We start from the raw sequence: 24,195 nt of genomic DNA, 5'->3' as shown, positions 1-24,195 counted from the left end.
CTCCTGATGGCGAACTGGGGATATTATGCTTAATATTCAAAATTATTCCGCTTCTCCTCATCCGGGGATCGTTGCCGAACGGCCGCAGACTCCCTCGGCGAGCGAGCACGTCGAGACTGCCGTGGTACCGTCTACCACAGAACATCGCGGCACAGATATCATTTCATTATCGCAGGCGGCTACTAAAATCCAGCAGGCACAGCAGACGCTGCAGTCAACGCCACCGATCTCTGAAGAGAATAATGACGAGCGCACGCTGGCGCGCCAGCAGTTGACCAGCAGCCTGAATGCGCTGGCGAAGTCTGGCGTGTCATTATCCGCAGAACAAAATGAGAACCTGCGGAGCGCGTTTTCTGCGCCGACGTCGGCCTTATTTAGCGCTTCGCCTATGGCGCAACCGAGAACAACCATTTCTGATGCTGAGATTTGGGATATGGTTTCCCAAAATATATCGGCGATAGGTGACAGCTATCTGGGCGTTTATGAAAACGTTGTCGCAGTCTATACCGATTTTTATCAGGCCTTCAGTGATATTCTTTCCAAAATGGGAGGCTGGTTATCGCCTGGTAAGGATGGAAATACCATTAAGCTAAATGTTGACTCACTTAAAAGTGAAATAAGTAGTTTAATTAATAAATACACTCAAATAAATAAAAATACGATTTTATTTCCCTCGCAAACTGGCAGCGGAGTGACAACAGCAACGAAAGCGGAAGCTGAGCAGTGGATTAAAGAATTGAATTTACCGGACAGCTGTCTAAAGGCGTCTGGTTCTGGTTATGTCGTACTGGTGGATACGGGGCCACTGAGCAAAATGGTTAGCGATCTTAATGGAATAGGATCGGGTTCAGCCCTTGAACTGGATAACGCCAAATATCAAGCCTGGCAGTCGGGTTTTAAAGCACAGGAAGAAAATCTGAAAACCACATTACAGACGCTGACGCAAAAATACAGCAATGCCAATTCATTGTACGACAACCTGGTAAAAGTGCTGAGCAGTACGATAAGTAGCAGCCTGGAAACCGCCAAAAGCTTCCTGCAAGGATAATAGAAGAGGATATTAATAATGGTTACAAGTGTAAGAACTCAGCCCCCCGTCATGATGCCAGGTATGCAGACCGAGATCAAAACGCAAGCCACGAATCTTGCGGCGAATCTTTCCGCAGTCAGAGAAAGTGCCACAGCGACGCTGTCAGGGGAAATTAAAGGCCCGCAACTGGAAGATTTTCCCGCGCTGATCAAACAGGCGAGTCTGGATGCATTGTTTAAATGCGGAAAAGACGCCGAGGCGTTAAAAGAAGTTTTTACCAATTCAAATAATGTTGCAGGTAAGAAAGCGATAATGGAGTTTGCCGGGCTCTTTCGTTCAGCGCTCAACGCCACCAGTGATTCTCCTGAGGCGAAGACGCTACTGATGAAGGTGGGGGCAGAGTATACCGCGCAAATCATAAAAGATGGCCTGAAAGAAAAGTCAGCTTTTGGGCCATGGCTGCCAGAAACAAAGAAAGCGGAAGCGAAGCTGGAAAACCTGGAAAAGCAGCTGTTAGATATCATCAAAAATAACACTGGCGGTGAATTAAGTAAATTATCGACGAATTTTGTTATGCAGGAGGTGATGCCCTATATTGCCAGCTGCATTGAACATAACTTTAGCTGTACGTTAGATCCGTTAACCCGCAGCAATCTTACGTACCTTGTTGACGCCGCGGCGGCGAAGGCGGTTGAGGCGCTTGATATGTGCCACCAAAAATTAACGCAAGAGCAGGGTACCAGCGTAGGACGGGAAGCCCGGCACCTTGAAATGCAAACGTTGATACCCCTGCTGCTACGTAATGTTTTTGCACAAATTCCTGCAGATAAACTGCCTGACCCTAAAATTCCGGAACCTGCGGCTGGACCAGTACCTGATGGTGGGAAAAAAGCAGAACCTACGGGTATTAATATCAATATTAATATTGATAGCAGTAACCATAGCGTGGATAACAGTAAGCATATTAACAATAGCCGAAGCCATGTCGATAATAGCCAGCGCCATATCGATAATAGCAACCATGATAATAGCCGGAAGACGATTGATAATAGCCGAACATTTATTGATAACAGCCAACGCCATGGCGAGTCACACCATTCGACTAACAGCAGCAACGTAAGTCATAGTCATTCGCGTGTGGATTCGACTACGCATCAAACGGAGACGGCACACAGCGCCAACACAGGGGCAATTGACCATGGCATCGCAGGTAAAATTGACATCACGGCTCATGCGACGGCAGAGGCTGTGACCAACTCTTCATCCGAAAGTAAAGATGGAAAGGTGGTCACGTCAGAAAAGGGCACTACGGGTGAAACAACCTCTTTTGATGAAGTTGATGGCGTAACCAGCAAGAGCATTATCGGCAAGCCGGTACAGGCCACGGTGCACGGCGTTGATGATAATAAACAGCAAAGCCAGACGGCAGAGATTGTGAATGTGAAGCCGCTTGCCAGTCAACTGGCTGGCGTTGAGAATGTTAAAATCGATACCTTACAATCAGACTCGACGGTAATTACAGGTAATAAAGCCGGTACGACCGATAATGATAATAGCCAGACAGATAAGACTGGCCCATTTTCTGGTTTGAAGTTTAAGCAAAATAGTTTCCTCTCAACAGTACCGAGCGTTACGAATATGCATTCAATGCATTTCAACGCCCGTGAGGCGTTTTTGGGTGTGATACGTAAAGCCCTGGAGCCGGATACCTCCACACCGTTCCCTGTACGCAGAGCGTTTGACGGCTTGCGTGCGGAAATATTACCCAATGACACGATAAAGAGTGCAGCGTTGAAAGCGCAATGTAGCGATATTGACAAGCACCCAGAATTGAAAGCGAAAATGGATACGCTTAAAGAGGTCATTACTCATCATCCACAAAAAGAAAAACTGGCTGAGATTGCACTGCAGTTTGCCAGAGAGGCGGGGTTGACCAGGCAAAAAGGGGAAACTGACTATGTGTTAAGTAATGTGCTGGACGGCCTTATCGGAGACGGTAGCTGGCGAGCTGGCCCGGCTTACGAGTCATACCTGAATAAACCTGGCGTAGATCGGGTTATTACTACCGTTGATGGCTTGCACATGCAGCGTTAATTAACCGGGAAAGATGCGATGAATATGGATATTGAAGCAAGAGTCAAAAAAGTGATCACCTCCTGTATTGCCGTTGATGTTGATAGTATCAATGGTCAGACCCATCTGGTTGAGGATCTTTATGCTGACTCATTGGATTTAATTGATATTGTATTTGGTCTTAGTGAGGAGTTTGACATTAGTTGCAATGAAAACGATCTTCCTGATATGACGACCTTTGCGGATATATGCCGTGTTGTTAAAAAAAGTCTTGAGTCCAGGGTGTAGTATTTTTCTCTCGCTCGACAACAATTGAACAAGATTAATTGTTATGAAAATCATCACACACGTAGTACCCGGTTCAGGTATGGCTGCAATATATGATGATATTGCTGACAGTCCGCGTTTTGTTATTAAAGGCAAGTTACGTCATGTTGAAAATGATCCGAAGGAGCTGCTGATATGTGTTCCGATGCGTAGTGAATGGCTATTCTACTGGATTAAAGGAGAGAAATATTGCGCCCGGCGATGGGCGCGAAAAAGTATCAAGACATTGTGTAACCAGATTAAATTTGAAGAAGCAATCTTATAAAAGATATAATTCAAGAGGAAAGTAAATTGCAAGCACACCAGGATATTATCGCTAATATTGGTGAGAAATTGGGTTTACCGCTCACTTTTGACGACAACAATCAGTGCTTATTACTACTCGATAGCGATATTTTTACGTCTATTGAAGCTAAAGATGATATCTGGTTATTGAACGGTATGATTATACCGTTATCGCCTGTTTGTGGCGATTCTATCTGGCGGCAGATTATGGTGATTAATGGTGAACTGGCTGCGAATAATGAAGGTACGTTAGCGTATATTGAGGCTGCTGAGACGTTGTTGTTTATACATGCAATTACCGATCTGACAAATACTTACCATATTATATCGCAGCTTGAGTCATTTGTGAATCAGCAGGAAGCGCTCAAAAACATACTGCAGGAATATGCTAAAGTATGAGGAGAGAAAATTGAATAATTTAACGTTGTCTTCGTTTTCAAAAGTTGGTGTGTCGAATGATGCCCGACTTTATATTGCTAAGGAAAATACGGATAAGGCATATGTTGCGCCTGAAAAATTTTCGTCAAAAGTATTAACCTGGCTTGGAAAAATGCCGTTATTTAAAAACACTGAAGTGGTGCAAAAACATACGGAAAACATCAAGGGACAGGATCAGAAAATTTTACAAACATTTCTCCAGGCACTAACGGAAAAATATGGGGAAACAGCGGTCAATAACGCACTGTTAATGTCCCGTATAAATATGAACAAACCCCTTACCCAACGTTTAGCAGTGCAGATCACGGAGTGTGTAAAAGCTGCTGACGAAGGGTTTATAAACCTTATTAAGAGCAAGGATAATGTTGGTGTCATGAATGCCGCTTTAGTCATAAAAGGCGGCGATACAAAAGTGGCAGAAAAAAATAACGATGTTGGAGCAGAAAGTAAGCAACCTTTACTCGATATCGCGCTAAAAGGACTTAAGAGAACAATACCGCAACTGGAACAAATGGATGGAAATAGCCTGCGAGAAAACTTCCAGGAGATGGCTTCAGGTAACGGCCCGCTACGTTCATTAATGACGAATTTACAGAATTTAAATAAAATTCCAGAGGCTAAACAACTTAATGATTATGTTACAACGTTAAAAAATATTCAGATAGGAGCAGACAGGTTCTCACAATGGGGAACCTGTGGGGGAGTGGTTGAGAGGTGGATTGATAAAGCCTCTACCCATGAATTAACCCAGGCTGTAAAAAAAATTCACGTTATTGCTAAAGAACTGAAAAACGTTACAGCTGAACTTGAGAAAATAAAAGCCGGCGCGCCAATGCCACAGACGATGAGCGGACCGACACTGGGCCTGGCACGGTTTGCGGTCAGCAGCATTCCAATTAATCAGCAAACCCAAGTGAAACTGAGCGATGGAATGCCTGTGCCAGTGAATACGTTAACTTTTGACGGTAAGCCTGTGGCATTAGCCGGTTCGTACCCAAAAAATACGCCGGACGCGCTGGAAGCGCATATGAAAATGCTTCTTGAAAAAGAATGCTCGTGCCTGGTGGTGTTAACGTCGGAAGATCAGATGCAGGCAAAACAATTACCAGCCTATTTCAGAGGGAGCTACACTTTTGGCGAGGTGCATACCAACAGCCAAAAAGTGAGCTCAGCCAGTCAGGGAGGAGCGATAGACCAATACAATATGCACCTGTCCTGCGGGGAAAAGCAGTATACAATCCCGGTATTGCATGTGAAAAATTGGCCAGATCACCAGCCGTTACCGTCTACTGATCAGTTAGAATACCTGGCGGATAGGGTGAAAAATAGTAACCAAAATGGCGCGCCGGGGCGTAGTTCATCAGATAAGCATTTACCGATGATTCATTGTCTGGGCGGAGTGGGGAGAACCGGAACGATGGCGGCGGCTCTTGTACTTAAGGATAATCCTCATAGTAATCTGGAGCAGGTACGTGCAGATTTCCGGGATTCACGGAACAATAGAATGCTGGAAGACGCCTCACAGTTTGTACAACTAAAAGCAATGCAAGCCCAGTTGCTTATGACAACGGCAAGCTGATAAAAACATAGCTTACTTTTAGAACTATCTGAAAGTAAGCTATTTCTGTATAATTATTTGTTTACCGCGATAGAAAGTCTTTTGTTTTTCTCTTCTGCTGACATCCCTTTTAATTTTCTGTAATTCTCCCAAATTTTTTTAGCATAACGCTTCCTTATATCCGATCGTTTTGGTGACGTCCCGGCATTATAAGCGCCAACGGCCTCCCAGCTATAACCGTAGATTTTCATCATATCTGATAAAATGGATGCGCCCACAATGACAGAAATGCAGGGGTCCTGTAACAACTGTTTTTCACTAATCCCCATTTTTTTCAGCCTTTTCATATGGAAGCTGTTAATTTGCATCAGGCCAAGATCGGTTGAACCATCTCGGTTATAACCAATGGCGCCTGGTTTCATCGCCGATTCCTGCTGGGCGATAGCGTAAAGTAGTTCGGATTCAATATTGAACATTTTTTCAGCCTGAAGCCAGCAATCAGCCCATGCCGTATTTATGCTAAGCAACCAGATTACGATGATAAAAAAATAATGCATATCTCCTCTCTCAGATTTTACCGTAATTTAATCAAGCGGGGATCCTGTTTCCATCTTTTGAACCAAATATTGTCTTCGTTTTTAAATTTATTCCACATTTTCTCGGCAATAGCTTCGCCGTGGGCAACCAGCACTAACGGTAATAATCCCGGATTATTATCTATACGCTGTTCACTTTCCAGAAATTCTCTTATCGTCGGTAAGGCACGCTCACTATTCTGACAATATTCAGCGTAAAGAAGATTAACAGCAATAAGTCCTGTTATTTCCTGCGTGGATATTTCTTTAGTTAATTTTCGTGCCAGTTCATGTTTACCTTTAAGAGAAAGAAACATAACCTGCATACTTAATAATATTGGATTATCCTGAAGGTGTTGTGAGCGTAATTCATCGCCTAAACGTATAGCATCATCAATACCGGTATGATAATAGGTAATCCACAGCTTAGTGATCCCTGCGGCTGCGCGCGTTGGGTCCAATTTTAAACACTCGTTAATCGTTTGTAAGGCCTCCTCCAACTGACCAGCCATGAAGAGATTCCAGCCATAATAATATTTAATATCTGCAGAGATGGGCGAAAGTAAGTTAGCTTGTTTGAATAGCAAACTCCCGACGATGTATTCTGAATGAATCGTATTAATTAGCCCCAGTAATCCTAAAGCTTGTGGATTATTGTGGTCCAGCTCTGTCGCCTTAATCGCATGTTCTTTAGCTTTGATCATGGCGTTTTGTTTATCAAAAATCCCCATTTGCGCCATGCTGAGGTAGCATTCTGCCAGCGCACAGTAAGGCGCAATGCTGTTTGGCGACATGTTAACGCATTGAGTCAGCAATTTAAGCGCTTGCTGTAAGCTATAGGGGGTGTATTGATTTAACTCATGCTTACCGCGTAAGTAAACCATAGTACTGTCAATCGAATTTAGCTCGCTAATCTGCTTTGTGTCCCAGCGAAGCCCGGGAATACATCTGAGCAAAAGATTCGCAATTTTGTTTTGCAAGAGAGAAGCGGGTTGGTGTTCTATCAACTTAATGCTTTCCTGGTGCAGCAGGTGATAACCTTTAACCCGAACTATCTCGATCTGTACAATATTATCATTACCATCAGGTATCATCTGCCCGGAGATATAATAATCGGGGCGTAATTGATCCATGAGCTCAAGTATATCCTTAACACTGCGGCAGTTCTTCGTAATGGTCACCGGCAGCACGCTCAGGCCAAAGGGCGCATACTGCGATAATCCCTTCACGATAGAGTAATGCAAACTCTCGGATTGAATCTGATCCTGCATCTGAAAAGGAAGTATCGCCAATGTATGAGTCGTAGGTTGCGGCGCTGGCGGAGACACCACTACGACCGGACGATTAAACCGATAGCCCTGTCCGTACAGTGTTTCAATGTAACGATGCTCTTTATCTTCCGACAGAATACGTCGTAAGGCATAAATACAGCGGGTAAGAGATTCTTCGTTAACTTCCGCGTCGCCCCATACCTGGTCCAGTAAGGTGTTTTTACTCACAATCTCGCCGGCGGCTTCGAGCAGGATGACCAGAACGGCATATTCTTTTGGCGGAATATTGACTTTCTTTTCTGAGCGTAGCAGGGAGCCGTCCATGTTGAGTATGAAATCATCAAAGACGAATTTTTTATTCGATACAGGAACAGGATTAAAATGTGGCATGATAATAGTGTATTCTCTTACAGGGTGAAAAGTTATAATAGCTAATACAAGTCGTTAGGATAGAATCTACTGTTTCAGTAATTCTGCTGTTAGTACTAACGGTCAGGTTGAGCTTTTATTATGAGCTTAATGTCATATTGTACGGGCTCGGGTTTATATGTTTTTAACATTTGATTATTTAGCTTATGCCTGTGCTTTAAATAACTGACATGTTGGTAATAATATTGTTATAACTAACCGTGATTATCGAATGGACGCTGTCGTATATCCTGGTGCAGAGAGTCAGCGCCGGGCATCTAAATATTTACATATTTAACTTGGCCTCATTGCAATAGAGATTAGTTTTGTAGCTATCTTACTGCATTTTTTTTGGGTGTAAATGCTGCTTATTATATCTTCATGGTTAATGGTCTGATAATTACACCATCAGAACCATTTTTCTCGAAGATTTCCACTAAATGACCATTCGTTGAAAGTTTAAGAGTGTAATTTGTCTTAGGTGCCAAAATATAAATGAAAGACTGTTTTTAATGGTGCGCTTATTTTTATATTTTTTTGCAAAATAATGATATCGTCTTTTCTTTACTCCCTTCAGCTATAGCGTCAAAAAGGCAGGGGGGTTATGAGCAGTATCATCCTCAGGCTGGCCCCCAGGCATTATATCGATATCAGGAGGAAGAGAAGAGGTATGCCAGGCAGAAGCTAACAAGCGTGACTGTTTCGGTGTAGACCGTTCAGGCAAATAGTTCCCAGAGGGAACGGATGATGTATAAATATGAATAAAATGCCGGCCTTAATCCACAGGGTTAAAGCCGGAAGGAGATAGTGTCATCTGGATGGATTGTTACGCTGTGAATAAGGCAATATCGATTTACCAGTCATCATAGCGATGACAAGTTCACAAAAATCGTGTTATATAATCAGCCTTACTTTAAATTACCAGAGATATCAGTATAAGCTGTCTTCCTGACAGAACAATGATATTGAATAGCCTCCCATCCTGATATAGCGTGTTAATGCGCAGTCTGAATTTTAAATTATTATAATTTTAATAAAAATCTTTACTTGAGTGACAGATACAAAAAATGTTAATGGTTCGCCATTTTTATGAATGTCGATGGCGTAGTTTTAAAATATTTTTTGAAACATTGAATGAAATAGGACGTGCTGTCATAACCACATTTTAATGCTACAGCATTAACATTATGGTTGCCTATGCGTAAAAGTTTTGCTGCCTGATTCATTCTTGCCGATAAGTAGATGTCGCTAAAGCTGGTACCTTCTTCTGCAAGTTTCCGTTTGAGCGTTGACGTACTCATAAATATATGATCGGCAACATCCGTAAGCTTCCACTGTCTACTGGGTGACGAAGATATAATGTTGTAAACGCGCTCCTTTAACGTTATCTGAGCCGAGCTAAGGATGATCTCATAACTCTCCGGGAGTCGGAGAAAAGCAGTAAGCAGGAACAGCAGAAAATAAGGAATTAACTCTTCATTTTCAATACAACTTTTGTTGTTACAGTTACTGCAACCTTTGCTTGTATCCTTCGTACAGGAGAACGCCGTTTTCAGATGTTCAAATACCTCTCTTCTGGCAGGAAAGTCAGGCGTATAGAAGATTTTCTGCGCTTTCTCTGTGGGTACCGCCATTTTGGTTTGCTGCTCGTTTGGGATAAGTGCATAGAGAGCGCCAAGTCGTTGCGTCGGTATCTCGAGTATATCGAAATCCATATGGCCATTGACTTCTTCAAGCGTCACGCTAACTACCTGCTCTTTTTTGAGCACCAACATCCCAGGTTCGTCACAGTAAATCGTATCGTGATTATTGCTAATCGTCAGTTTACCGCTCCGAAAGCAAACTAAAGTGAAACTGCTTACATAAAGATTTTTGATGGTAACCTGCTGAGTCTGACTTTTAATTTGCTGCCGGGTATTTGTCAAAAGTGATTTTAATTTCTGTAAGTTATCTGCGGCAGGACGCTGATGACTATTACTTACAAAGGTTACATTTTCCATATTATCCCTTTGTTGATGTTATTTTAATGTTCCTTACTGGTATCCTACTGAAAAAATCTGAGTTGTAAATGCTCTTTATTAGCGTGTGTTGGCAATGGTCTGATTGTTACACCAAAAGAACCCAAATTTGGGTAATTTATCTACAGTAGTTTAAGCCCCAATGGGGATGATGGTTCTTTTAATATGTGTTGAGACGCATTATACAGAATAAATTGATTTTATTTCTCACTTTTCATTCTATTTTCATCAGGAATCCCTGTGTCCTGTGCGGTAATCTGCTGCTATCGAGAACGACAGACATCGCTAACAGTATATATGGAAACATCAAAAGAGAAGACGATAACAAGCCCAGGGCCATACATAGTTCGATTACTTAACAGCTCACTGAACGGCTGTGAGTTTCCATTGCTGACAGGCCGAACACTCTTTGTGGTAGGTCAGAGTGATGCGCTCACTGCTTCAGGCCAACTCCCTGATATACCTGCCGATAGCTTTTTTATCCCGCTGGACCATGGCGGAGTAAATTTTGAAATCCAGGTGGATACGGATGCGACCGAAATTATACTCCATGAGCTGAAAGAAGGAAATTCTGAATCTCGTTCGGTGCAATTAAATACGCCAATACAGGTCGGTGAATTGCTTATCCTGATTCGCCCGGAAAGCGAGCCGTGGGTGCCCGAGCAGCCTGAGAAGTTAGAAACGTCTGCAAAAAAGAACGAGCCGCGTTTTAAAAACGGAATTGTAGCAGCACTGGCCGGGTTTTTTATATTGGGAATTGGGACGGTGGGGACGTTATGGATACTTAACTCGCCGCAGCGGCAGGCCGCAGAGCTCGATTCGTTATTGGGGCAGGAGAAGGAGCGCTTTCAGGTGTTGCCAGGACGGGACAAAATGCTCTATGTCGCTGCGCAAAATGAAAGAGATACGCTGTGGGCTCGTCAGGTTTTAGCGAGGGGCGATTATGATAAAAATGCGCGAGTGATTAACGAAAACGAAGAAAATAAGCGTATCTCTACCTGGCTGGATACCTATTATCCGCAGCTGGCTTATTATCGGCTTCATTTCGATGAGCCGCGTAAACCCGTTTTCTGGCTAAGCCGCCAGCGAAACACGATGAGCAAGAAAGAGCTCGAGGTGTTAAGTCAAAAGCTGAGAGCGCTAATGCCTTACGCGGATTCGGTTAACATCACGTTGATGGACGATGTTACCGCCGCAGGCCAGGCGGAAGCGGGGCTAAAACAGCAGGCGTTACCTTATTCCCGCAGGAATCATAAGGGGGGCGTAACGTTTGTTATTCAGGGGGCGCTCGATGATGTAGAAATACTCAGAGCTCGTCAATTTGTCGATAGCTATTACCGCACATGGGGAGGACGCTATGTGCAGTTTGCGATCGAATTAAAAGATGACTGGCTCAAGGGGCGCTCATTTCAGTACGGGGCGGAAGGTTATATCAAAATGAGCCCAGGCCATTGGTATTTCCCAAGCCCACTTTAATTTAACGCAAATAAGGAAGTCATTATGCCAACACCTTGGTCAGGCTATCTGGATGAAGTTTCAGCAAAATTTGATACGGGCGTTGATAATCTACAAACGCAGGTAACAGAGGCGCTGGATAAATTAGCAGCAAAACCCTCCGATCCGGCGCTACTGGCGGCGTATCAGAGTAAGCTCTCGGAATATAACTTGTACCGTAACGCGCAATCGAACACGGTAAAAGTCTTTAAGGATATTGATGCTGCCATTATTCAGAACTTCCGTTAATCAGTTATAAGGTGGATTATGTCGATTGCAACTATTGTCCCTGAGAATGCCGTTATAGGGCAGGCGGTCAATATCAGGTCTATGGAGACGGACATTGTCTCGCTGGATGACCGGCTACTCCAGGCTTTTTCTGGTTCGGCGATTGCCACGGCTGTGGATAAACAGACGATTACCAACAGGATTGAGGACCCTAATCTGGTGACGGATCCTAAAGAGCTGGCTATTTCGCAAGAGATGATTTCAGATTATAACCTGTATGTTTCTATGGTAAGTACCCTTACTCGTAAAGGAGTCGGGGCTGTTGAAACGCTATTACGCTCATGATTCGTCGATATCTATATACCTTTCTGCTGGTAATGACCCTTGCCGGCTGTAAGGATAAGGATCTTTTAAAAGGACTGGACCAGGAACAGGCTAATGAGGTCATTGCCGTTCTGCAAATGCACAATATAGAGGCGAATAAAATTGATAGCGGAAAATTGGGCTATAGCATTACTGTTGCTGAGCCTGATTTTACCGCTGCGGTGTACTGGATTAAAACTTATCAGCTTCCTCCCCGGCCACGGGTGGAAATAGCGCAGATGTTCCCGGCGGATTCGCTGGTATCGTCTCCGCGAGCTGAAAAGGCCAGGTTATATTCGGCTATTGAACAGCGACTGGAACAGTCATTACAGACGATGGAGGGCGTGCTCTCCGCCAGGGTCCATATTAGTTATGATATTGATGCTGGTGAAAATGGTCGCCCGCCAAAACCTGTTCATCTGTCGGCATTAGCCGTATATGAACGAGGTTCGCCGCTTGCGCATCAGATCAGCGATATCAAGCGTTTCTTAAAGAATAGTTTTGCCGATGTGGATTATGACAACATTTCTGTTGTGTTGTCAGAACGTTCTGATGCCCAATTACAGGCTCCCGGCACACCAGTAAAACGTAATTCTTTTGCAACCAGTTGGATTGTGTTGATTATTTTGTTATCCGTGATGTCAGCAGGCTTTGGCGTCTGGTATTACAAAAACCATTATGCCCGCAATAAGAAAGGCATAACGGCTGATGATAAGGCGAAATCGTCAAATGAATAGGCAGCCATTACCCATTATCTGGCAAAGAATCATTTTTGATCCGTTATCGTATATCCATCCTCAGCGGTTGCAGATAGCGCCGGAAATGATTGTCAGACCCGCCGCCAGGGCGGCGGCAAATGAGTTAATACTGGCGGCATGGCGGCTTAAGAACGGAGAAAAGGAGTGTATTCAAAACTCACTGACGCAGCTGTGGCTGCGTCAGTGGCGCCGACTGCCGCAAGTAGCGTATTTACTCGGTTGCCATAAACTGAGAGCCGATCTGGCAAGGCAGGGAGCCTTGCTTGGCCTGCCGGATTGGGCGCAAGCATTTTTGGCAATGCATCAGGGAACAAGTTTATCTGTCTGCAATAAGGCGCCGAATCACCGGTTTTTACTTAGCGTCGGGTATGCACAGTTAAATGCCCTGAATGAATTTTTACCTGAATCTTTAGCACAGCGTTTTCCTTTGCTTTTTCCTCCATTTATTGAGGAGGCATCGAAGCAGGATGCTGTAGAAATGTCAATTTTGCTACTGGCCTTACAATATGCTCAAAAATATCCCAATTCCGTCCCCGCTTTCGCCTGTTGAGGGGATACTGATAAAGCGTAAAACGCTGGAACGTTATTTCTCTATTGAAAGATTAGAACAGCAGGCGCATCAACGGGCTAAGCGTATTTTGCGAGAGGCGGAAGAAGAGGCAAAGACCTTGCGGATGTACGCCTATCAGGAAGGTTACGAGCAGGGAATGATAGACGCGTTACAGCAGGTCGCCGCTTATCTTACTGATAATCAGACAATGGCCTGGAAGTGGATGGAAAAAATACAGATTTATGCCCGCGAGTTATTTTCAGCTGCGGTCGACCATCCCGAAACGCTTTTAACCGTCCTGGATGAGTGGCTGAGGGATTTCGATAAGCCTGAGGGGCAACTTTTTTTAACACTACCAGTTAATGCGAAAAAAGATCACCAAAAACTGATGGTGTTGCTTATGGAGAACTGGCCAGGCACTTTTAATCTTAAATATCATCAGGAACAGCGCTTTATCATGAGTTGCGGCGATCAGATCGCAGAATTTTCACCTGAACAATTTGTTGAAACGGCAGTAGGCGTCATTAAGCATCATCTTGATGAACTTCCACAAGACTGCCGGACAATTTCTGATAACGCCATTAACGCACTTATTGATGAATGGAAGACAAAAACGCAAGGATTGTAAAATGGAGGTTATAAGGTGATACCGGGTACGATTCCGACTTCTTATTTGGTCCCGACAGCGGATACTGAAGCGACAGGTGTGGTTTCGTTGAGTGCCAGGGCCGCTATGCTGAATAATGTGGATAGCGCGCCTTTAAGCAATGGCGGCGACGTTGATCTTTATGATGCATTCTACCAACGACTTTTGGCGCTTCCTGAGTCAGCCTCTTCTGAAACGCTTAAAGATAGCATTTATCAAGAGATGAATGCCTTCAAAGATCCTAAAAGTGGTGATTCGGCTTTTGTTTCTTTTGAGCAGCAAACGGCTATGCTACAAAACATGTTAGCAAAAGTTGAACCGGGCACCCATTTATATGAGGCTTTAAACGGGGTATTAGTTGGTACAATGAATGCACAGTCACAAATGACCTCCTGGATGCAGGAGATTATTTTATCGGGCGGGGAAAACAAAGAGGCAATTGACTGGTGAACCCCCATTGCTGGCGATTTGTGATAAGGTATGGTGTATATATCAGCAAATAATGCAGAAAATGCACCATGCCAGTGTATCTATCTTATTGATGTATATGGATTATTAAGGTATCTGCCAGGCGTTTTATTCTGAAATGATTATATTAATATTGTAAGCTTCCATTACAAAATTGTGCATAAAGTTTGTAAGAGTATCTTTTTGTGACGAAATGAACGCGCGTTGGAATGTAATTATTGGCTATAATAATAAAAAAATCGGATTTAAATCATCTCTGTGAGTTTTAATTATTTGTTTATAAGAATATAACGATTTTGAGTTCCTTATAGCACACAGGATAAAATATGGTATTGCCTTCAATGAATAAATCAGTTGAGGCCATTAGCAATAATCACCTTCAACAGCCGAACAAATTTCCATTAATAAATGGATTAGCTGACGTAAGAGACTATTATGTCGCAAACTGCTTATTGTTTAAACTTAATAAAGGCAGTTTGCGAATTGAAAACGAATTTGGGGAGTTCATCGAACAATCTGCGCCGTGTTTATTTTTATTGGAAAAAGATCAAACAATCACGCTTAGTATGAGCGAAATAGAAGGGCATATTGATTTTTCTTCACTGGAAGTTTCCTATGACTTAATGCAAAAATTCTACAAAGTTTTTTACAGTACAAGAAACTATAATGATCGAGAGCTATCATTAAAAACGAAACCAAAGTATTTTTTTCATGCGGACTTGTTGCCAGGGATGAGTGATACTTTTGACTCTATTTTGCATGGTGTGGCATGTCCACGGGTTTGTAGTAATGTGAGTATTGATGATCATGATTATTCATATTTCTCATTGATGTATCTTATATCAGCATTTGTACGTAAGCCCGGTGGGTTTGATTTCCTTGAGCGAGCAATAAAAATTACGACAAAAGAGAAAGTTTATAACATTATTATCAGCGATCTCACCCGCAAATGGTCACAGGCTGAGGTGGCAGGAAAGCTGTTTATGAGCGTATCAAGTCTGAAGCGAAAACTGGCCGCTGAAGAGGTGAGTTTTAGCAAAATATACCTGGATGCTCGTATGAATCAGGCTATAAAATTATTACGTATGGGGGCTGGAAATATTTCACAAGTCGCGACGATGTGTGGCTATGATACGCCTTCTTATTTTATCGCTATTTTTAAACGGCATTTTAAGATTACACCGCTTAGCTTTATGCGTACAATGAACCATTGATTTGTGAAATTATTTTAAACGTTACTATCTGTTTGCGTTACAGATACCAAATATTTTTTAATCGTAGTGTATATTTCAGTATCGCTACACCAGTGATATGTAGTTAATGAAAGGGAATCGAAAGCGTTCATTGTCAGACATACATGGCCACCAGGCGCCGGGCAATCGTTGTACTCTAAGAGATTACAGTAAAGTAAAACAGCAAATTTAATCATTATCAGATTTGTAAAAGGAATTCATTTCGGTAACGACATTGCGCATGTAATAACGTATCTGGTCTTATTACCTTTGTAGTAAGAAGGCGTTATCTACTTGCGCAGTAGTCGCCCAGGAAGAAAAATCATTACCGAAGCTGTGGTCAGTTTTCAAAAAAGGATAAATAAATGAGAAATGTAATTATATACGGTATTAACTGGACTAATTGTTATGCCCTTCAGTCTATTTTTAAGCAAAAATATCCGGAAAAGTGCGTTAAAACGTGTAACTCATTAACCGCACTTTTGCATTCTCTATCCGATATGCCGGACGCCGGGCTGATTTTAGCTTTGAACCCGCATGAGCATGTTTATCTTTTTCATGCGTTGCAGGCGCGGTTGCAGAACCGTAAAGTTTTGGTAGTGGCAGATCGCTTGTATTATATCGATCGCTGTGTGCTGCAATATTTTGGCGTTATGGATTATGTTTTAAAAGACGAACTATCCTGCGCTATCCGCTCGGATCGAGAGAAGCTCCGTCTTCCGGAAGCCTGGCTGCGTTTCTGCCACAGGCCACAAAAGAAAACCGTGGCTGCTACGTATGCTTTTAATGCCGGCGAGACGCCGGAAGAGGTATTGTTTAATATCAATCAATACGCCTGGTGGAATCTACCTCCCGGCGTCACTCAGGCGAAATATGCGCTGCTGATATTATTATCCTCCGGACATCCAGCAATTGAACTGGCGAAAAAATTTGGTCTGGGAACAAAAACCGTTAGTATTTATCGTAAGAAGGTTATGTATCGTTTGGGGATGGACTCTTCACCGCTATCGCTGTTCCGGGGACTGAAACTAGACGCGCATTTACAGCGCACTGCTTTTGCACATAACCCTGCTGTACCTGACGATAATTGCGCGTTACCGATTGCGGTAGGAATGAATTAAAATATTTTTTATCATTTATGACCATGTGTTGAGCTTTTATTATAAAAAAGATTTTTTGAGTAGTAATTCTTATATATAATCATCCGGAGGTGGTTGGTAACCTGGTTCAATCATTGAGGCATATTTTTGCAGGCAATATATTGAATCTGAAAAGTTAAAGATGATATTTTCGGTGCAGGAGCTATCATGTGGAGGGAAAAGTATGCTAAGTCCTACGACTCGTAATATGGGGGCGAGTTTATCGCCTCAGCCTGACGTCAGCGGGGAGCTAAACACCGAAGCATTGACCTGTATTGTTGAGCGTCTGGAAAGTGAAATTATAGATGGCAGCTGGATTCATATCAGTTACGAGGAAACCGATCTCGAAATGATGCCTTTTCTTGTTGCACAGGCCAATAAGAAGTATCCAGAGTTAAATCTTAAATTTGTTATGTCAGTCCATGAGCTTGTTTCCTCTATAAAGGAGACCAGAATGGAAGGCGTTGAATCTGCCCGATTTCTCGTAAATATGGGAAGTTCAGGTATCCATATTTCAGTCGTCGATTTTAGAGTTATGGACGGAAAGACATCGGTGATTTTGTTCGAACCTGCAGCGTGTAGCGCTTTTGGACCTGCTTTACTGGCGTTGAGGACCAAAGCAGCTCTTGAACGTGAACAACTGCCTGATTGTTATTTTGCTATGGTCGAGCTGGACATTCAACGAAGCTCTTCTGAATGCGGTATTTTTAGCCTGGCGCTCGCCAAAAAACTTCAGCTTGAATTTATGAACTTAGTAAAAATTCATGAAGATAATATTTGTGAACGTCTGTGTGGTGAAGAACCTTTTCTCCCGTCCGATAAAGCAGACCGCTATCTGCCGGTGAGTTTTTACAAACATACTCAAGGCGTACAACGATTAAATGAATATGTGGAGGCCAATCCGGCGGCGGGAAGCAGTATAGTAAACAAAAAGAATGAAACGCTTTATGAGCGATTCGATAACAATGCCGTTATGCTAAACGATAAAAAACTCTCTATATCCGCTCATAAAAAAAGGATAGTTGAATATAAGTCTTTACTTAAACCGTAATGAAATTATAAGGTTGCCTGCCAGAGGAAATCCTTCCAGCGCCATAAGACTACTCTATATTATGACCGTATGTTTCCTGAATAGCAGGCAAAAAAGTGTTAACCTTGCGCCTCTGGTACGATTTCATTACGCCTGTCGCGCCATGTTGCGTAAATAAATACCGCAATAAACACGATGGCAAATAATACCACGATGGTCGGCGCTGGCGCGCTATCAAGATAAAAAGACAGATAGACGCCCGCAAAAGCGGTAATAACTGACAGACTCACCGCTAATCCCAGCGCGCGCGCAAAGCGTCGCGTCAGCAAAATGGCAATTGCGCCGGGGGCGATAAGCAATGAAATCGACAGAATAATGCCCACCGATTTCAGCGTGGCGACGATAGTCAGCGCAATCATACATAGCAGGCCATAATGCAGTAGCGTCGTATTCAGCCCGCTGGCTTTCGCCTGGTGCGGGTCAAAAGCGTGTAGCAGGAGATCTTTCCATTTCAGCCCTATGATTAACGCAATACCCAGTGCAATAACCGACGTTTGTACGATATCCCCCAGCGATACGCCCAGCATATCCCCAAACAGGATGTGATCCAGATGCACTTCCGATTGAATAGAAACATAGAGCACCAGACCTGCGCCAAACATCCCGGAAAAGACGATGCCCATCACCGTATCACGTTTGATGCGGCTGTTATCGTCCAGATAGCCGGTCGCGATAGCGCAAAATAATCCGGCAATGAAAGCGCCAATCGCCAGGGGGATCCCCACAATATATGCCAGCACGACCCCGGGGAATACCGCATGACTCATTGCGTCGCCCATTAACGCCCAGCCTTTTAACACTAAAAACACGGACAGCAAGGCGCAGGGAATCGCCACAATGACCGAAACCATAAGGGCGTTCACCATAAAATCAAACTGAAAGGGTTCCAGTAACGTTGTTAAGAACATGTCGGCTCCTTCTGCAGGCGGGCGCGTCGACGGTTGGCTAACAGACCGTGTTTCGGGGCGAAAATAAAGGCTGTGATGAACAGTAAGGTTTGCATGACGACAATAATTCCACCCGTGGCGCCATCCAGCCAGTAGCTAAGCCATGCGCCCAGAAAACTGGTCAGGCTGCCAATCACGACGGCAATCATGAGCAGACGTGGAAAACGGTCGGTGAGTAACCAGGCCGTCGCGCCCGGCGTGACGACGAGACAGATCACCAGGAACGCCCCAACGGTTTGCAGGGCCGCCACAGTGGAGACGGACAATAGAGTGAAAAACAACAGCTTTAGTCGACCCGGATTAAGCCCGATAGAACGCGCATGAGTTTCATCGAAAAAGACGACCATCAGATCTTTCCACTTTAACAGCAGAATCGTCAGCGAGACTGCGCCGATAATCGCCAGTTGCGCAATATCCGCTGGCGCGATAGCCAGCACGTTGCCGAGAATAATCGTCTGGATATTCACCGACATCGGATTGAGCGACACCATAAAAAGGCCGACGCCAAAAAAAGAGGAGAAGATAAGCCCGATAATCGCGTCTTCTTTCAGGCGTGAGCGTTGGTTAAGAAAGAGCATACTGCCTGCCGCCAGTCCGCCGGAAAGAAACGCGCCGAGCGAGAAGGGCAGCCCTAACATCCAGGCGCCAGCGACGCCAGGCACAATAGAGTGAGATAGCGCATCGCCAATGAGCGACCAGCCTTTGAGCATCAAATAGCAGGAGAGAAACGCGCACAGACCGCCCACCATCGCGGAGACCCACATCGCGTTGAGCATATACTGGTAGCCAAACGGCTCAACAAGCCAGTTCATGACGATTTTCCTCCGCTGACCACGCGCCGGGAAATAAAGGGGCGCTCGTCATCGGTGATGATGTGCTCTTCGCCTCCGCTTAGCGCGATATGACGTAGAACGCCGCTAAACGCCTGTTCCAGATTCGCGGCGGTAAACGTGGTTTCGGTAGGGCCGCTGGCCAGTACGGTTCCTTTAATCATTACCGTATAGTCGCAAAACTCGGTGACGGAGCCGAGATTATGCGTTGAGACCAGCATCGTGCGGCCTTCATCGCGCAGTTCCCGCAGTAGATCGATGATTCGCGCTTCGGTTTTTACATCCACGCCGGTAAAAGGTTCATCCAGCAGGATCACCTGTCCATCCTGAGCGATGGCCCTGGCAAGAAACACACGTTTTTTCTGCCCGCCGGACAGCTCGCCAATCTGCCTGTGACGATATTCCTGCATATCCACCCGCGCCAGCGCGGCGTCAACACAGGCGTGATCATGCGCAGTGGGACGGCGTAGCCAGCCCATATGGCCGTAGCGTCCCATCATCACCACATCTTCTACCAGCACCGGAAATGACCAGTCCACTTCTTCCGATTGCGGAACATAAGCAATGAGGTTTTTTTTCAGCGCCTTGTTGACTGACTGTTGCAGAATAGTGATATCGCCCTGCGCAAGATGCACAAAGCCCATTAAAGCTTTAAATAACGTAGACTTACCGGAACCATTTACGCCTACCAGCGCGGCGATTGAACCGCCAGGCACCTGAAAAGTGGCGTCCCGTAGGGCGGTATGACCGTTGCGATACGTCACCGTGACTTGATCAACGGTAATCGCAGATTGACTCATTGTTGACTCCTCAGTCCGTCGTTAATGCCGTTGACGATGGTTTCGGTCGTGACGCGCAGCAGATCCAGATAGGTTGGCACAGGGCCGTCAGCGGCGCTCAGAGAATCGACATACAGCACGCCGCCATAATGCGCGCCGGATTCACGCGCGACCTGGCGGGCCGGTTTATCGGAAACCGTACTCTCGCTAAAGATGGCGGGAATATGGTGCTTTTTAATGGTATCAATCACTTTACGCACCTGTTTTGGCGTACCCTGTTGATCGGCGTTAATTGGCCAGAGATAAAGCTCTTTCATGTCGTTATCGCGCGCCAGGTAAGAGAAGGCGCCTTCACTGGTGACCAGCCAGCGCTGATCGGCGGGAATTTTTTCCAGCTCGGCACGCAACGGATCGGCCATCTGGCGAATTTTCGCTTTATAGCGTTCGGCATTTTGCTTATAGATCTGCGCATTATCCGGATCGTACTTCACCAGGGCATCGCGAATGTTATCGACATAAATCAGCGCGTTTTCTGCCGACATCCAGGCGTGCGGGTTCGGTTTACCGTTATACGGGCCTTCGGTAATGCCCATCGGTTTGACGCCGGTGGAGACGACGACTTCCGGTACGCCGGAAAGGTGTTGATAAAAGCGGGCGAACCATCGCTCCAGGTTCAGACCATTCGCGAGGATAAGCTGTGCCCCCTGCGCTCGTTTAATATCGCCGGGCGTTGGCTGATACTCATGGATTTCAGCGCCGGGCTTGGTAATTGAGCTGACTTCCGCTGCGTCGCCCGCCACGTTTTTCGCCATGTCGGCAATAACGGTAAACGTGGTGATGACTTTAAATTTCTCTTTTGCATAGGCTGGCGATAGCGCGAGTATCGCAACAATACCGGCAATCAGGAGTGTTTTCAGACGATGTAGATTCGTCATAGTATCCCTCGCAACAATGTGGTTAATTAATCATCGAATATAGCCTTTGCTATGTTATATAGCACAAGGTATGAATAAATGAAAATAATTCTTATTTGCGTAATGGCGACGATATGCAGTGATAGTGCTAAAGAGGGATAAGGTGTAAAATAAATGCATCTTAATGTTCGGAGAGAGCACGATGCCTGGTAAACGTATCGCTCGTGAAAAACTGACGATCAAAAAAATGATCGCGCTGTATGAAAGCCAGTGCCCACAGGCGTCAGCGGTGCAGGGGCATTACGACGCGCTGTTCGCCTACGCGCAAAAACGTCTTGATAAATGCGTATTTGGCGAGGAAAAACCCGCCTGTAAGCAGTGCCCGGTGCACTGCTATCAGCCGGCTAAACGCGAGGAGATGAAGCAGATTATGCGTTGGGCAGGTCCGCGAATGCTTTGGCGGCATCCTGTCCTGACCTTGCGGCACCTTATCGACGATAAGCGCCCCGTTCCGGAATTGCCGGAAAAATATCAGCGCAAGAAGTGAAGGGGAAGCGCCAGGCCTACGGCGCGCATCATCTCCAGGCCGGATCAGATCCGGCAACCCGTTACGCTAACGCGTCTTTATCAATACCCAATCGCTTCATACGCGACAGCAGAGTGGTTCGTTTAAGCCCCAGACGCTGCGCCGCGCCTTTTGGTCCAGCCACTACGCCATTGGTCTCTTTCAGCACGCGTATAATAAGCTGGTATTCATCTTCGCCTTCTTTGGCGCTTTCAGTCGCAACAGGTGAGGTATCGGGCGTTACGGCGGTAATATCCGGCAGCGACAGTTGTAGCACATTGCCGCGCGTCAGCAGCACGGCGCGCTCGACGACATTCTCCAGCTCGCGAACGTTCCCCGGCCATTCCATGCTGCTGAGCGTGCGCAGTGTTTCGGCGGGAATGCTGTCGATATTACGCCCCATTCGGCGGGCGATTTTGAAGGTGAACGCTTTGACCAGTAGTGGTATATCTTCCGGACGTTCGCGTAACGGAGGAAGCTGGATCGGAAATACATTCAGCCGATAGTAGAGATCGTTACGGAATTCGCGATCGGCGACCATTTTTTTCAGATCGCGGTTAGTCGCGGCGATCAGCCGCACGTCGGTCTGGATCAGTTTATTGCTGCCGAGACGTTCAAACTCTTGCTCCTGAAGGACGCGCAGCAGCTTAGGCTGTAGCTCCAGCGGCATGTCGCCCACTTCATCCAGAAACAGCGAGCTTTTATCCGCCAGCTCGAAACGGCCAATCCGCTGCGCGCTGGCGCCGGTAAACGCGCCGCGCTCATGACCAAACAAATCGCTTTCCAGCAGCCCCGCCGGCATCGCGGCGCAGTTCATCTTTACCATCCTGCGCCCGCTACGTCCGCTCAGGTTGTGAATGGCGCGGGCAATCAACTCTTTACCGGTTCCCGTTTCGCCCAGAATCAGCACGGTACTGTCGCTCTGCGCCACCATCTCAACCTGCTTTAGCACGTTGTACATCGCTTCGCTGCGCCCGATGATCTCGCCAAACTCGCTGTCGACGTTATTAAGCTGCTCCGTGAGCGCCAGGTTTTCGTCGACCAGGCGTTCCTTCAGTCGGTGGATTTCCTGATAGGCCAGCGCATTATCCACGGCAATGGCTACTCGTTCGGCAATCTGACGCAGCAGCTTGAGGTTGGCGGTGGTAAACACTTTTTCTTCGCACTGGGCCAGTTTGAGCACGCCAAGCATCGTCTTGCCGGACATCAACGGCAGCAGGCAAAGCGTCTGGATCTGATTGCCCCAGGTATCGAACAGCATGCGTTCGTAGGGGGCAAGCGGATCGCGTTCGTTGAGGTTGATAAGCAGCATCTCTTTACTTTTAAAGACGCGCTCCGTGAGCGTGCCGGCTTCGTCGACTTCGCTCTGTTCGTGCGCCGGATGATGCTCATCAAGGTAGTGGGTGGAGTAGATATTCAGCTTATTTTTGCGATGGCTGCGCAACACGATGCTGATCGCGTCGATATTGAAATAGTGGTGAATCTCTTTTGCGACTTCGCTTACCAGTTCATCAATATCCAGACGCGACAGGACGGCGTTGGTAATCGCAACCAGAATACGGAAGTTATCGCGTTCGCGGCACAACAGATCATAATCGACATTATTGTTTACCCGGTTTTGAATTTGCTCGGCGACCACGCCGACAATTTGGGTAAACGTATGCAGACGGTCATATTCCTTTTCACTCCAGGGGCGATCTTCCTGACGGATGAATTCGCAGCCGCCGAAAATACGGCCCTCCGCGGCTAAAGGAAGCAGACAGTAATGACCAAATTCAGGGTAGAGGCCGCTCGCGGCAAGCTGCGGCCAGGTTTCGGTAAACTCATGGAAATTACAGTGCAATGCATCGGGGCGAGAAAGGATGCGACGTACCGGGCCGTGCGCCAGTACGGTTTCATCTTCATATTCAACAGGACGGCCATTTTCTCGCGTCGCATAATATTGTGCGCGTTGCGACTGCGCCTGCCATAGCACAATGCCGGCGCTGTCGGCGAGCGCTGAACGCTTTACCAGTTGCGAAAGCGCTTCACTGAGCGACGCCAAATCGGGCTGCTGCAATAAGGTACGAGTGATATCGAACAAGCCTTGCTGTCCAAGATCGCTCATGGGTGTATACGACATGTTGCTTTTCCAGGAAAATACCGCAAAACGGTGCGAAAACGGTAAATGAATTATAGGTATAAGTCGTAAGTTATTGCCGGATGGCTG

Annotated in this window: 25 protein-coding genes; 17 read left to right on the top strand and 8 right to left on the bottom strand. The window is 45.6% G+C overall.

Features of this window, described 5'->3' with window-relative positions; translation table 11 throughout:
- Positions 1–25 precede the first annotated feature (25 nt).
- The 6 genes from sipD to sptP are packed head-to-tail and all read left to right on the top strand — an operon-like array spanning position 26 to position 5,732.
- A complete protein-coding gene (sipD, locus tag NA389_RS12580) occupies positions 26–1,048 on the top strand; it encodes an SPI-1 type III secretion system needle tip complex protein SipD (protein WP_000932250.1) in 1,023 nt (340 codons plus the stop codon).
- Between the two features lie 18 nt (positions 1,049–1,066).
- Positions 1,067–3,124, top strand: coding sequence for an SPI-1 type III secretion system effector SipA (sipA, locus tag NA389_RS12575; RefSeq protein ID WP_000258826.1), 2,058 nt, complete (start codon positions 1,067–1,069; stop codon positions 3,122–3,124).
- 18 nt (positions 3,125–3,142) lie between these two features.
- Positions 3,143–3,391 (top strand): acyl carrier protein, encoded by a 249-nt coding sequence (locus tag NA389_RS12570; protein ID WP_001055579.1) that lies wholly within the window; start codon positions 3,143–3,145, stop codon positions 3,389–3,391.
- Between the two features lie 43 nt (positions 3,392–3,434).
- Positions 3,435–3,695: a hypothetical protein gene (locus tag NA389_RS12565; protein WP_000692251.1), complete on the top strand. Its 261-nt coding sequence runs from the start codon at positions 3,435–3,437 to the stop codon at positions 3,693–3,695.
- A gap of 26 nt (positions 3,696–3,721) precedes the next feature.
- Positions 3,722–4,114: a chaperone SicP gene (sicP, locus tag NA389_RS12560; RefSeq protein ID WP_001147854.1), complete on the top strand. Its 393-nt coding sequence runs from the start codon at positions 3,722–3,724 to the stop codon at positions 4,112–4,114.
- Entirely contained in the window at positions 4,101–5,732 is a 1,632-nt protein-coding gene (sptP, locus tag NA389_RS12555; protein WP_000922291.1) for an SPI-1 type III secretion system effector GTPase-activating protein SptP, read from the top strand. The genes sicP and sptP overlap by 14 nt, the downstream gene beginning before the upstream one ends.
- A gap of 53 nt (positions 5,733–5,785) precedes the next feature.
- On the opposite strand, the gene iagB is transcribed toward sptP, so the two are convergent.
- The 3 genes from iagB to hilD all read right to left on the bottom strand — a co-directional run bounded on the left by iagB (position 5,786) and on the right by hilD (position 9,965).
- Positions 5,786–6,268: an SPI-1 type III secretion system invasion protein IagB gene (gene iagB / locus NA389_RS12550; protein ID WP_000558932.1), complete on the bottom strand. Its 483-nt coding sequence runs from the start codon at positions 6,266–6,268 to the stop codon at positions 5,786–5,788.
- Positions 6,269–6,285: 17 nt separating this feature from the next.
- Complete coding sequence (gene hilA / locus NA389_RS12545) at positions 6,286–7,947, bottom strand: transcriptional regulator HilA (protein WP_001120080.1); 1,662 nt, start codon at positions 7,945–7,947, stop codon at positions 6,286–6,288.
- Between the two features lie 1,088 nt (positions 7,948–9,035).
- A complete protein-coding gene (gene hilD / locus NA389_RS12540; protein WP_000432701.1) occupies positions 9,036–9,965 on the bottom strand; it encodes a transcriptional regulator HilD in 930 nt (309 codons plus the stop codon).
- Positions 9,966–10,280: 315 nt separating this feature from the next.
- On the opposite strand from hilD, the gene prgH reads away from it, so the two are divergent.
- The 10 genes from prgH to avrA all read left to right on the top strand — a co-directional run bounded on the left by prgH (position 10,281) and on the right by avrA (position 17,912).
- On the top strand, positions 10,281–11,459 hold the full coding sequence (gene prgH / locus NA389_RS12535) for a type III secretion system inner membrane ring protein PrgH (RefSeq protein WP_000450196.1): 1,179 nt from the start codon (positions 10,281–10,283) through the stop codon (positions 11,457–11,459).
- A gap of 24 nt (positions 11,460–11,483) precedes the next feature.
- Positions 11,484–11,726: a type III secretion system needle filament protein PrgI gene (prgI, locus tag NA389_RS12530; RefSeq protein ID WP_001143113.1), complete on the top strand. Its 243-nt coding sequence runs from the start codon at positions 11,484–11,486 to the stop codon at positions 11,724–11,726.
- 18 nt (positions 11,727–11,744) lie between these two features.
- Positions 11,745–12,050: a type III secretion system inner rod protein PrgJ gene (prgJ, locus tag NA389_RS12525; RefSeq protein ID WP_000020431.1), complete on the top strand. Its 306-nt coding sequence runs from the start codon at positions 11,745–11,747 to the stop codon at positions 12,048–12,050.
- Positions 12,047–12,805, top strand: coding sequence for a type III secretion system inner membrane ring lipoprotein PrgK (gene prgK, locus NA389_RS12520; protein WP_000621238.1), 759 nt, complete (start codon positions 12,047–12,049; stop codon positions 12,803–12,805). Before prgJ ends, prgK begins: the two co-directional genes overlap by 4 nt.
- Entirely contained in the window at positions 12,777–13,376 is a 600-nt protein-coding gene (gene orgA, locus NA389_RS12515) for an oxygen-regulated invasion protein OrgA (RefSeq protein WP_001591231.1), read from the top strand. Before prgK ends, orgA begins: the two co-directional genes overlap by 29 nt.
- Positions 13,333–14,004, top strand: a complete 672-nt coding sequence (orgB, locus tag NA389_RS12510) for a type III secretion system linker protein OrgB (RefSeq protein WP_000916656.1) — start codon at positions 13,333–13,335, stop codon at positions 14,002–14,004. The genes orgA and orgB overlap by 44 nt, the downstream gene beginning before the upstream one ends.
- Before the next feature lie 15 nt (positions 14,005–14,019).
- Positions 14,020–14,472, top strand: a complete 453-nt coding sequence (locus NA389_RS12505) for a type III secretion system effector protein OrgC (protein WP_000612177.1) — start codon at positions 14,020–14,022, stop codon at positions 14,470–14,472.
- 344 nt (positions 14,473–14,816) lie between these two features.
- Positions 14,817–15,704, top strand: coding sequence for an invasion transcriptional regulator HilC (gene hilC / locus NA389_RS12500; protein ID WP_000243998.1), 888 nt, complete (start codon positions 14,817–14,819; stop codon positions 15,702–15,704).
- A 383-nt stretch (positions 15,705–16,087) separates the two neighbouring features.
- A complete protein-coding gene (gene sprB, locus NA389_RS12495) occupies positions 16,088–16,843 on the top strand; it encodes a transcriptional regulator SprB (RefSeq protein WP_001246662.1) in 756 nt (251 codons plus the stop codon).
- Between the two features lie 160 nt (positions 16,844–17,003).
- Positions 17,004–17,912: a type III secretion system YopJ family effector AvrA gene (gene avrA / locus NA389_RS12490; RefSeq protein ID WP_077905962.1), complete on the top strand. Its 909-nt coding sequence runs from the start codon at positions 17,004–17,006 to the stop codon at positions 17,910–17,912.
- A 98-nt stretch (positions 17,913–18,010) separates the two neighbouring features.
- On the opposite strand, the gene sitD is transcribed toward avrA, so the two are convergent.
- From sitD to sitA, 4 genes are read right to left on the bottom strand one after another with little or no spacing between them, the layout of a single operon-like run.
- A complete protein-coding gene (gene sitD, locus NA389_RS12485) occupies positions 18,011–18,859 on the bottom strand; it encodes an iron/manganese ABC transporter permease subunit SitD (protein WP_000480209.1) in 849 nt (282 codons plus the stop codon).
- Positions 18,850–19,710 carry an iron/manganese ABC transporter permease subunit SitC gene (gene sitC, locus NA389_RS12480; RefSeq protein ID WP_001104336.1) on the bottom strand — a complete coding sequence of 287 codons (861 nt, stop codon included), beginning with the start codon at positions 19,708–19,710 and terminating at the stop codon, positions 18,850–18,852. Before sitC ends, sitD begins: the two co-directional genes overlap by 10 nt.
- Positions 19,707–20,528 carry an iron/manganese ABC transporter ATP-binding protein SitB gene (gene sitB, locus NA389_RS12475; RefSeq protein ID WP_000083154.1) on the bottom strand — a complete coding sequence of 274 codons (822 nt, stop codon included), beginning with the start codon at positions 20,526–20,528 and terminating at the stop codon, positions 19,707–19,709. The genes sitC and sitB overlap by 4 nt, the downstream gene beginning before the upstream one ends.
- The gene (gene sitA, locus NA389_RS12470) at positions 20,525–21,442 is read right to left on the bottom strand and encodes an iron/manganese ABC transporter substrate-binding protein SitA (RefSeq protein WP_000182930.1); all 918 of its coding nucleotides are present in this window, start codon (positions 21,440–21,442) and stop codon (positions 20,525–20,527) included. The genes sitB and sitA overlap by 4 nt, the downstream gene beginning before the upstream one ends.
- 181 nt (positions 21,443–21,623) lie before the next feature.
- Here sitA and NA389_RS12465 point away from each other — a divergent pair, with 181 nt between their 5' ends.
- The gene (locus tag NA389_RS12465; RefSeq protein ID WP_001667031.1) at positions 21,624–21,968 is read left to right on the top strand and encodes a nitrous oxide-stimulated promoter family protein; all 345 of its coding nucleotides are present in this window, start codon (positions 21,624–21,626) and stop codon (positions 21,966–21,968) included.
- Positions 21,969–22,029: 61 nt separating this feature from the next.
- On the opposite strand, the gene flhA is transcribed toward NA389_RS12465, so the two are convergent.
- Positions 22,030–24,108, bottom strand: coding sequence for a formate hydrogenlyase transcriptional activator FlhA (gene flhA / locus NA389_RS12460; protein WP_000122692.1), 2,079 nt, complete (start codon positions 24,106–24,108; stop codon positions 22,030–22,032).
- Positions 24,109–24,195: the final 87 nt, after the last annotated feature.

The sequence above is a fragment of the Salmonella sp. NW645 genome, from assembly GCF_051703725.1.
GTDB classification, from domain to species: Bacteria; Pseudomonadota; Gammaproteobacteria; order Enterobacterales; family Enterobacteriaceae; genus Salmonella; species Salmonella enterica.
The sequence above is the reverse complement of the archived record's forward strand: the minus strand, read 5'-3'. Positions and strand labels throughout refer to the sequence as shown.

Bases quoted from the DNA above. Each gene is read 5' to 3' on its own strand.
- sipD (WP_000932250.1), top strand. From the start codon at position 26: ATGCTTAATATTCAAAATTATTCCGCTTCTCCTCATCCGGGGATCGTT.
- sipA (WP_000258826.1), top strand. From the start codon at position 1,067: ATGGTTACAAGTGTAAGAACTCAGCCCCCCGTCATGATGCCAGGTATG.
- NA389_RS12570 (WP_001055579.1), top strand. From the start codon at position 3,143: ATGAATATGGATATTGAAGCAAGAGTCAAAAAAGTGATCACCTCCTGT.
- NA389_RS12565 (WP_000692251.1), top strand. From the start codon at position 3,435: ATGAAAATCATCACACACGTAGTACCCGGTTCAGGTATGGCTGCAATA.
- sptP (WP_000922291.1), top strand. From the start codon at position 4,101: ATGCTAAAGTATGAGGAGAGAAAATTGAATAATTTAACGTTGTCTTCG.
- iagB (WP_000558932.1), bottom strand. From the start codon at position 6,268: ATGCATTATTTTTTTATCATCGTAATCTGGTTGCTTAGCATAAATACG.
- hilA (WP_001120080.1), bottom strand. From the start codon at position 7,947: ATGCCACATTTTAATCCTGTTCCTGTATCGAATAAAAAATTCGTCTTT.
- hilD (WP_000432701.1), bottom strand. From the start codon at position 9,965: ATGGAAAATGTAACCTTTGTAAGTAATAGTCATCAGCGTCCTGCCGCA.
- prgH (WP_000450196.1), top strand. From the start codon at position 10,281: ATGGAAACATCAAAAGAGAAGACGATAACAAGCCCAGGGCCATACATA.
- prgI (WP_001143113.1), top strand. From the start codon at position 11,484: ATGCCAACACCTTGGTCAGGCTATCTGGATGAAGTTTCAGCAAAATTT.
- prgJ (WP_000020431.1), top strand. From the start codon at position 11,745: ATGTCGATTGCAACTATTGTCCCTGAGAATGCCGTTATAGGGCAGGCG.
- prgK (WP_000621238.1), top strand. From the start codon at position 12,047: ATGATTCGTCGATATCTATATACCTTTCTGCTGGTAATGACCCTTGCC.
- orgA (WP_001591231.1), top strand. From the start codon at position 12,777: ATGATAAGGCGAAATCGTCAAATGAATAGGCAGCCATTACCCATTATC.
- orgB (WP_000916656.1), top strand. From the start codon at position 13,333: ATGCTCAAAAATATCCCAATTCCGTCCCCGCTTTCGCCTGTTGAGGGG.
- hilC (WP_000243998.1), top strand. From the start codon at position 14,817: ATGGTATTGCCTTCAATGAATAAATCAGTTGAGGCCATTAGCAATAAT.
- sprB (WP_001246662.1), top strand. From the start codon at position 16,088: ATGAGAAATGTAATTATATACGGTATTAACTGGACTAATTGTTATGCC.
- avrA (WP_077905962.1), top strand. From the start codon at position 17,004: ATGATATTTTCGGTGCAGGAGCTATCATGTGGAGGGAAAAGTATGCTA.
- sitD (WP_000480209.1), bottom strand. From the start codon at position 18,859: ATGTTCTTAACAACGTTACTGGAACCCTTTCAGTTTGATTTTATGGTG.
- sitC (WP_001104336.1), bottom strand. From the start codon at position 19,710: ATGAACTGGCTTGTTGAGCCGTTTGGCTACCAGTATATGCTCAACGCG.
- sitB (WP_000083154.1), bottom strand. From the start codon at position 20,528: ATGAGTCAATCTGCGATTACCGTTGATCAAGTCACGGTGACGTATCGC.
- sitA (WP_000182930.1), bottom strand. From the start codon at position 21,442: ATGACGAATCTACATCGTCTGAAAACACTCCTGATTGCCGGTATTGTT.
- NA389_RS12465 (WP_001667031.1), top strand. From the start codon at position 21,624: ATGCCTGGTAAACGTATCGCTCGTGAAAAACTGACGATCAAAAAAATG.
- flhA (WP_000122692.1), bottom strand. From the start codon at position 24,108: ATGTCGTATACACCCATGAGCGATCTTGGACAGCAAGGCTTGTTCGAT.